The sequence below is a fragment of the Bradyrhizobium sp. genome, from assembly GCF_049581145.1.
Lineage (GTDB): Bacteria > Pseudomonadota > Alphaproteobacteria > Rhizobiales > Xanthobacteraceae > Bradyrhizobium.
Map to the genome: position 1 here is coordinate 1 of NZ_JBAURI010000988.1, position 5,842 is coordinate 5,842.

Sequence of the window (5,842 nt, forward strand, 5' to 3'; positions counted from 1 at the left end):
ACCTCGGCGAGATGGTTGATGTAGGGCTCTTCGCCGCGGCCCTTACGCCGTTGGCCGCTATGGCGGCGCGCGGCAAGCTCGGCGGCTTCCGAGACGAGACGGACGGGGGAGAGCATCGCGCTACGGCTCGCCCGGTTCATCGCGCAGCGCGTGGCACGCGCTGGCGGTCGCGTTCCCTCCCCCTTGCGGGGCCCGCAAGGGGGAGGGAGCCCTACCATGGTTCTCCTCACTTGCGATCACAGCTTGCCCATCACGTCGCCGCGAAAGCCGTAGACGGTGCGCTTGCCGGCGAGCGCCACGAGTTGCACGTCGCGAGTCTGGCCGGGCTCGAACCGCACCGCGGTGCCGGCCGCGATATCGAGCCGCATGCCGCGGGCCTTCTTGCGATCGAATTTCAACGCCGGGTTGGTCTCGAAGAAATGATAGTGTGAACCGACCTGGATCGGACGGTCGCCGCTATTGGCGACCGTCAGCGTCACCGTCTTGCGGCCGGCATTGAGCTCGATTTCGCCGTCCTGGATAAAAAATTCGCCGGGGATCATGACTGGCACCTCGTAGTAGACCTTGCGTCATGGCCGGGCTTGTCCCGGCCATCCACGTCTTGACTTCAAAGAACGTGGATGCCCGGAACAAGGCCGGGCATGACGGAATCAATGAAATCCGCTCCCATCACCGGATCGGCTCATGCACGGTGACGAGTTTGGTCCCGTCCGGAAACGTCGCCTCGACCTGGATGTCGTGGATCATCTCGGGAATGCCATCCATCACCTGCGCGCGGGTGAGGACCTGCGCGCCGGCCTGCATCAGTTCGGCCACGGTGCGACCGTCGCGCGCGCCTTCGACGATGAAATCGGAGATGATGGCAATGGCTTCGGGATGGTTCAGCTTGACGCCGCGCTCAAGCCTGCGCCGCGCCACCATGGCCGCCATCGAAATCAGAAGCTTGTCCTTTTCGCGAGGAGACAAATTCATGCAGGCACTCGATTGGTTTGACCGGTCTAATTGAGCCAGAGCCGCGGCAGCGGCACGTGGGAGGCGCGGCCGAGCACCGCCATCATATCGGCGCGTAGCCGGGCGGCATCTTGGGCGCAGAAGCGCGCCATTGCAAATCCATTCCAGGCCGAGATGCCGACCTCGCCGCCGAACGATCCGGACAATTCGCGAATCCGCTCGACCAGACTCTCATCGCCGGGGACGATCAGCGCGGTGCCGACCGCGGCGCCGCCGCTGGCGATCGCCGACGCCGCAAGCTTCCCGCCGACGTCGCCGTCAAGCCGCACGGTCTCGGCGAATACCAGCCTGCCGTCGCGCCTCAGCCGCCAGCGATCGATAAAACTGCCGTGGCTCATCCGTTCGCCCATCGCAGCGCGGCCGAATACGACGATCTCGCACAGCAGCAGCGAGGCGCTCGCAGCAAGATCGATCTCGATCCGCCGCAACAGCCGCGCCCGGTCGAACAGGATGGTCTCCTGCGGCAGCCAGGCGAGCTGTGCGCCGTCGTCAGCCCTCAGGCTGATGCCAAGTTCAGCAGCCGGCCCGACGGCGCGATAGACCTTTTCCGCAGCCGCCGTGGTCAGTGTCAATTGTGCGCCCGGTCCTGCCGCGATGTCGATATCAAAGCGGTCGCCGCCGGCGATGCCGCCTGCCGTGTTGACGAAGACCGCCGACAGCCCACCTCCTTCGGCCGAGGGGAAGCGCACACGCAGCGAACCGGATTCGTGCAAGGCGCGGCGGCGCGTCACGCCATCCTGCAGCTGGACGTCGAAGGCGACAGCGCCGCGAGCGCGGTTGGCCGCAAACACCGCTGCCGATGCGCCGGAAAGTTCGCTCCGCATCTACCCTGCCCCCCGGTCGAACGCACCCCGTGCCGGCCGCGTCACACTCGCCGCTACAGCGCCATCTGGCGGCTGATTTCCCCGGGGTCGAGATTCGCGCGATCGCAGGTGAATTTCACCGCACCCCGGTCCATCACGGCGAAATTGTCGCCGAGCTCGCAGGCAAAGTCGAGATATTGTTCCACCAGCACGATGGCGATATTGCCGAGATTGCGCAAATAGGAGATCGCCCGGCCGATGTCCTTGATGATCGAGGGCTGGATGCCTTCGGTCGGCTCGTCGAGCAGCAGCAGTTTTGGCCGCATCACCAGCGCGCGGCCGATCGCCAGCTGCTGCTGCTGGCCGCCGGAGAGGTCGCCGCCGCGCCGGCCGAGCATCGATTGCAGCACCGGAAACAGCGAGAACACGTCGTCGGGGACGTGGCGGTCCTCGCGCTTCAACGGACCGAAGCCGGTTTTCAGGTTTTCCTCCACCGTCAGCAGCGGAAAGATCTCACGGCCCTGCGGAACGAAGCCGATGCCACGCCTCGCGCGCTCATAGGGTTTAAGGCCCGTGATGTCGACACCGTCGAGTGTGATGGTGCCGGAGGCGATCGGATACTGGCCGACCATGGCGCGCAGCAGCGAGGTCTTGCCGACACCGTTGCGCCCGAGCACGCAGGTCACCTTGCCCGGCTGCGCCGAGACCGAGACGCCGCGCAACGCCTGCGCCGCGCCGTAATAGAGGCTGATATTTTCGACGTTCAGCATCGGCGACCTCTGGTCCCGCGAATGGCGAATGGCGAATGGCGAACGGTTCGGGTCTTCATTGCCGCTGCACCATGGTTCTGTTCGCTGCCCGCCATTCGCTATCTTCCAAGATACACCTCGATCACGCGCTCGTTCGACGATACCTGATCGATGGTGCCTTCCGCCAGCACGGTGCCTTCATGCAGGCAGGTCACCTTGACACCGAGCTCGCGAACGAAGGTCATGTCGTGTTCGACCACCATGATCGTCTTCTCCTTGTTGATCTCCTTCAACAGCTCGGCGGTCTGGTGGGTCTCGACGTCGGTCATTCCGGCGACAGGCTCGTCGACCAGCAGCAGTTTCGGGTCCTGCGCCAGGAGCATGCCGATTTCGAGCCATTGCTTCTGGCCATGAGACAGGCTGCCCGCCAGCCGATTGCGCGCATCGGTCAGGCGGATGGTTTCCAGCACCCGCTCGATGCGGTCGGACTCGGCCTTGCTGCCGCGCCAGAACAGCGTGCCCTTGACGCTGTGATCGACATTGAGCGCGAGCAGCAGGTTGTCCTCGATGGTCTGGCTCTCGAACACGGTCGGCTTCTGGAATTTCCGGCCGATGCCGAGTTCGGCGATACGGGTCTCGTCGAGCCGGGTCAGGTCGGTGACGCCGTCGAACAGCACGGTGCCCTCGTCCGGCTTGGTCTTGCCGGTGATAATGTCCATCATCGTGGTCTTGCCGGCGCCGTTTGGGCCGATGATGGCGCGCATCTCGCCGGGCGCGAGCGTCAGCGACAGATTGTTGATGGCATGGAAGCCGTCGAACGAGACGTGCACGCCGTCGAGATAGAGCAGCGCGGAGGTGGCGCGGGCATCCATGACGTTCATGCGCCTACTCCGCCATGTTCGGTTCGCTGACGCCGTCTTCGCGTGCGGCACTTTCGTCGTTGGGCGCCAGCCGTCTGGCCCTGAGCGGCTCCCACCAGGTGTTGAAGGTGCCGACGATGCCCTTGGGCAGCAACAGCGTCACCAGGATGAACAGCGCGCCCAGCATGAACAGCCAGTATGGCGCGAGCGGCCCTGAGGTGAAATAGGTCTTGGCATAGTTGACGACGATGGCGCCGATCGCGGCTCCGATCAGCGTGCCGCGGCCGCCGACCGCGACCCAGATCACCGCCTCGATCGAATTGCCCGGCGCGAATTCGGACGGGTTGATGATGCCGACTTGCGGCACATAGAGCGCGCCGGCCACGCCCGCCATGCAGGCCGACAGCGTGAACACGAACAGCTTGTAGGACTCGACGCGGTAGCCGAGGAAGCGGGTGCGGGATTCGGCGTCGCGCACCGCGATCAGGACCTTGCCGAGCTTCGAGGTGACGACCGCCCGACAGATGAAGAAGGCGATGATCAGTGCCAGGCAACTCAGCATGAACAGCGTCGCGCGCGTGCCGTCGGCCTGCACGTTGAAGCCGAGGATGTCCTTGAAATCGGTCAGGCCGTTGTTGCCGCCGAAGCCGAAATCGTTGCGGAAGAAGGCCAGCAGCAGCGCGTAGGTCATGGCCTGCGTGATGATCGAGAGATAGACGCCGGTGACGCGGGAGCGGAATGCCAGCCAGCCGAAGCAGAATGCGAGCAGACCTGGCACCAGCACGACCATCAGCGCGGCGAACCAGAACATGTCGAAGCCGTGCCAGTACCAGGGCAGCTTCGGATAGTTCAGGAACACCATGAAGTCGGGCAGGATCGGATTGCCATAGACGCCGCGGCTTCCGATCTGGCGCATCAGGTACATGCCCATCGCGTAGCCGCCGAGCGCGAAGAACGCGCCATGGCCGAGCGAGAGGATGCCGCAATAGCCCCAGATCAGGTCGATCGCGAGCGCCAGGATGGCGTAGCAGACATATTTGCCCCACAGCGCCACCAGATAGGTCGGCACCTGAAAGGCCGAGCCCGCCGGCAGCAACAGGTTGGACAGCGGAATCAGGATTCCACAGGCCGCGACCACCAGCACGAAGATGGTCGCGGCGCGATCGAGCGATCGCGTGATGAGATGCGGCGTCATGCTTCCACCGCCCGTCCCTTCAGCGCGAACAGGCCGCGCGGACGTTTCTGGATGAACAGGATGATCAGCACCAGGATCGCGATCTTGCCAAGCACGGCGCCGGCCACCGGCTCCAGGAACTTGTTGGCGATGCCAAGCGTGAAGGCGCCGACCAGGGTGCCCCACAGATTGCCGACCCCGCCGAACACCACCACCATGAAGGAGTCGATGATGTAGCTCTGACCGAGATTGGGGCTGACATTGTCGATCTGCGACAGCGCCACGCCGGCGATGCCGGCGATCCCGGAGCCCAAACCAAAGGTCAGCGCGTCGACGCGTGATGTCGCGATCCCCATCGAGGCGGCCATCCGGCGGTTCTGCGTCACCGCGCGCATCTCGAGCCCGAGCGCGGTATAGCGCAGCATGGCCAGCAGGACAGCGAACACCGCCAGCGTGAAGCACAGGATCCAGAGCCGGTTATAGGTGATGGTTATCTGGCCCAACTGGAACGCGCCACTCATCCAGGACGGGTTGCCGACCTCGCGGTTGGTCGGGCCGAACATGGTGCGCACCACCTGCTGCAGCACCAGCGACAGCCCCCAGGTCGCGAGCAAAGTTTCCAGCGGCCGGCCGTAGAGGAAGCGGATGATCGAGCGCTCGATCAGGACCCCGATCGCGCCGGCCACCAGAAAGGCCAGCGGCACCGCGATCAGGAGCGAATAGTCGAACAATGCGGGAAAACTGGTGCGGATCACCTCCTGCACCGCGAAAGTGGTGTAGGCCCCGAGCATCACCATCTCGCCATGGGCCATGTTGATGACGCCCATCACACCGAAGGTAATGGCAAGTCCGATCGCGGCAAGCAGCAGGACCGAGCCGAGCGACAGCCCGTACCAGGCGTTCTGCGCGGTCGACCAGATCGCGAGCGTGTTCTGGATCGAGGCGATCGCGCTCGCCGCCGCCTTGGTCACGTTCGGCGGCTGGTCGCTGCCGATGTCGCTCAGCATCGCGAGCGCGTCCTGGTCGCCAAGGGCCCGGATCGTTGCGATGGCCTTGATCTTGTCGTCTTCGGAGGCGTCGGATTTGAACAAGATGATGGCTGCGCGCGCGTCGTCGAGCGCAGCCTTCGCCGTCTTGTTGGTCTCCTTGGCGAGCGCGCTGTCGACCACCGGCAGCAGCGCTTCCTCGTGGGACTTGAACACCGATTGCGCGGCCGAAATTCTCGTCGCTGGATCCGGCGACAAC

Annotated in this window: 7 protein-coding genes and 1 pseudogene; all 8 read right to left on the reverse strand. The window is 64.7% G+C overall.

Features of this window, described 5'->3' with window-relative positions; genetic code table 11:
* A pseudogene (locus WCB02_RS32140) lies at positions 1 to 116 on the reverse strand (phosphohydrolase); the annotation flags it as partial.
* Positions 117 to 236: 120 nt separating this feature from the next.
* Positions 237 to 542, reverse strand: a complete 306-nt coding sequence (locus WCB02_RS32145; RefSeq protein WP_423964594.1) for an urease subunit beta — start codon at positions 540 to 542, stop codon at positions 237 to 239.
* Between the two features lie 127 nt (positions 543 to 669).
* A complete protein-coding gene (locus WCB02_RS32150; protein ID WP_423964596.1) occupies positions 670 to 972 on the reverse strand; it encodes an urease subunit gamma in 303 nt (100 codons plus the stop codon).
* Positions 973 to 998: 26 nt separating this feature from the next.
* On the reverse strand, positions 999 to 1,835 hold the full coding sequence (locus WCB02_RS32155; RefSeq protein ID WP_423964598.1) for an urease accessory protein UreD: 837 nt from the start codon (positions 1,833 to 1,835) through the stop codon (positions 999 to 1,001).
* Positions 1,836 to 1,888: 53 nt separating this feature from the next.
* Positions 1,889 to 2,584 carry an urea ABC transporter ATP-binding subunit UrtE gene (urtE, locus tag WCB02_RS32160; RefSeq protein WP_423964600.1) on the reverse strand — a complete coding sequence of 232 codons (696 nt, stop codon included), beginning with the start codon at positions 2,582 to 2,584 and terminating at the stop codon, positions 1,889 to 1,891.
* Positions 2,585 to 2,682: 98 nt separating this feature from the next.
* Positions 2,683 to 3,444 carry an urea ABC transporter ATP-binding protein UrtD gene (urtD, locus tag WCB02_RS32165; RefSeq protein WP_423964603.1) on the reverse strand — a complete coding sequence of 254 codons (762 nt, stop codon included), beginning with the start codon at positions 3,442 to 3,444 and terminating at the stop codon, positions 2,683 to 2,685.
* A 4-nt stretch (positions 3,445 to 3,448) separates the two neighbouring features.
* A complete protein-coding gene (gene urtC / locus WCB02_RS32170) occupies positions 3,449 to 4,618 on the reverse strand; it encodes an urea ABC transporter permease subunit UrtC (protein WP_423964606.1) in 1,170 nt (389 codons plus the stop codon).
* The coding region (gene urtB / locus WCB02_RS32175) for an urea ABC transporter permease subunit UrtB (protein WP_423964608.1) at positions 4,615 to 5,842 on the reverse strand (1,228 nt) is incomplete at its 5' end. The genes urtC and urtB, both read right to left, overlap by 4 nt.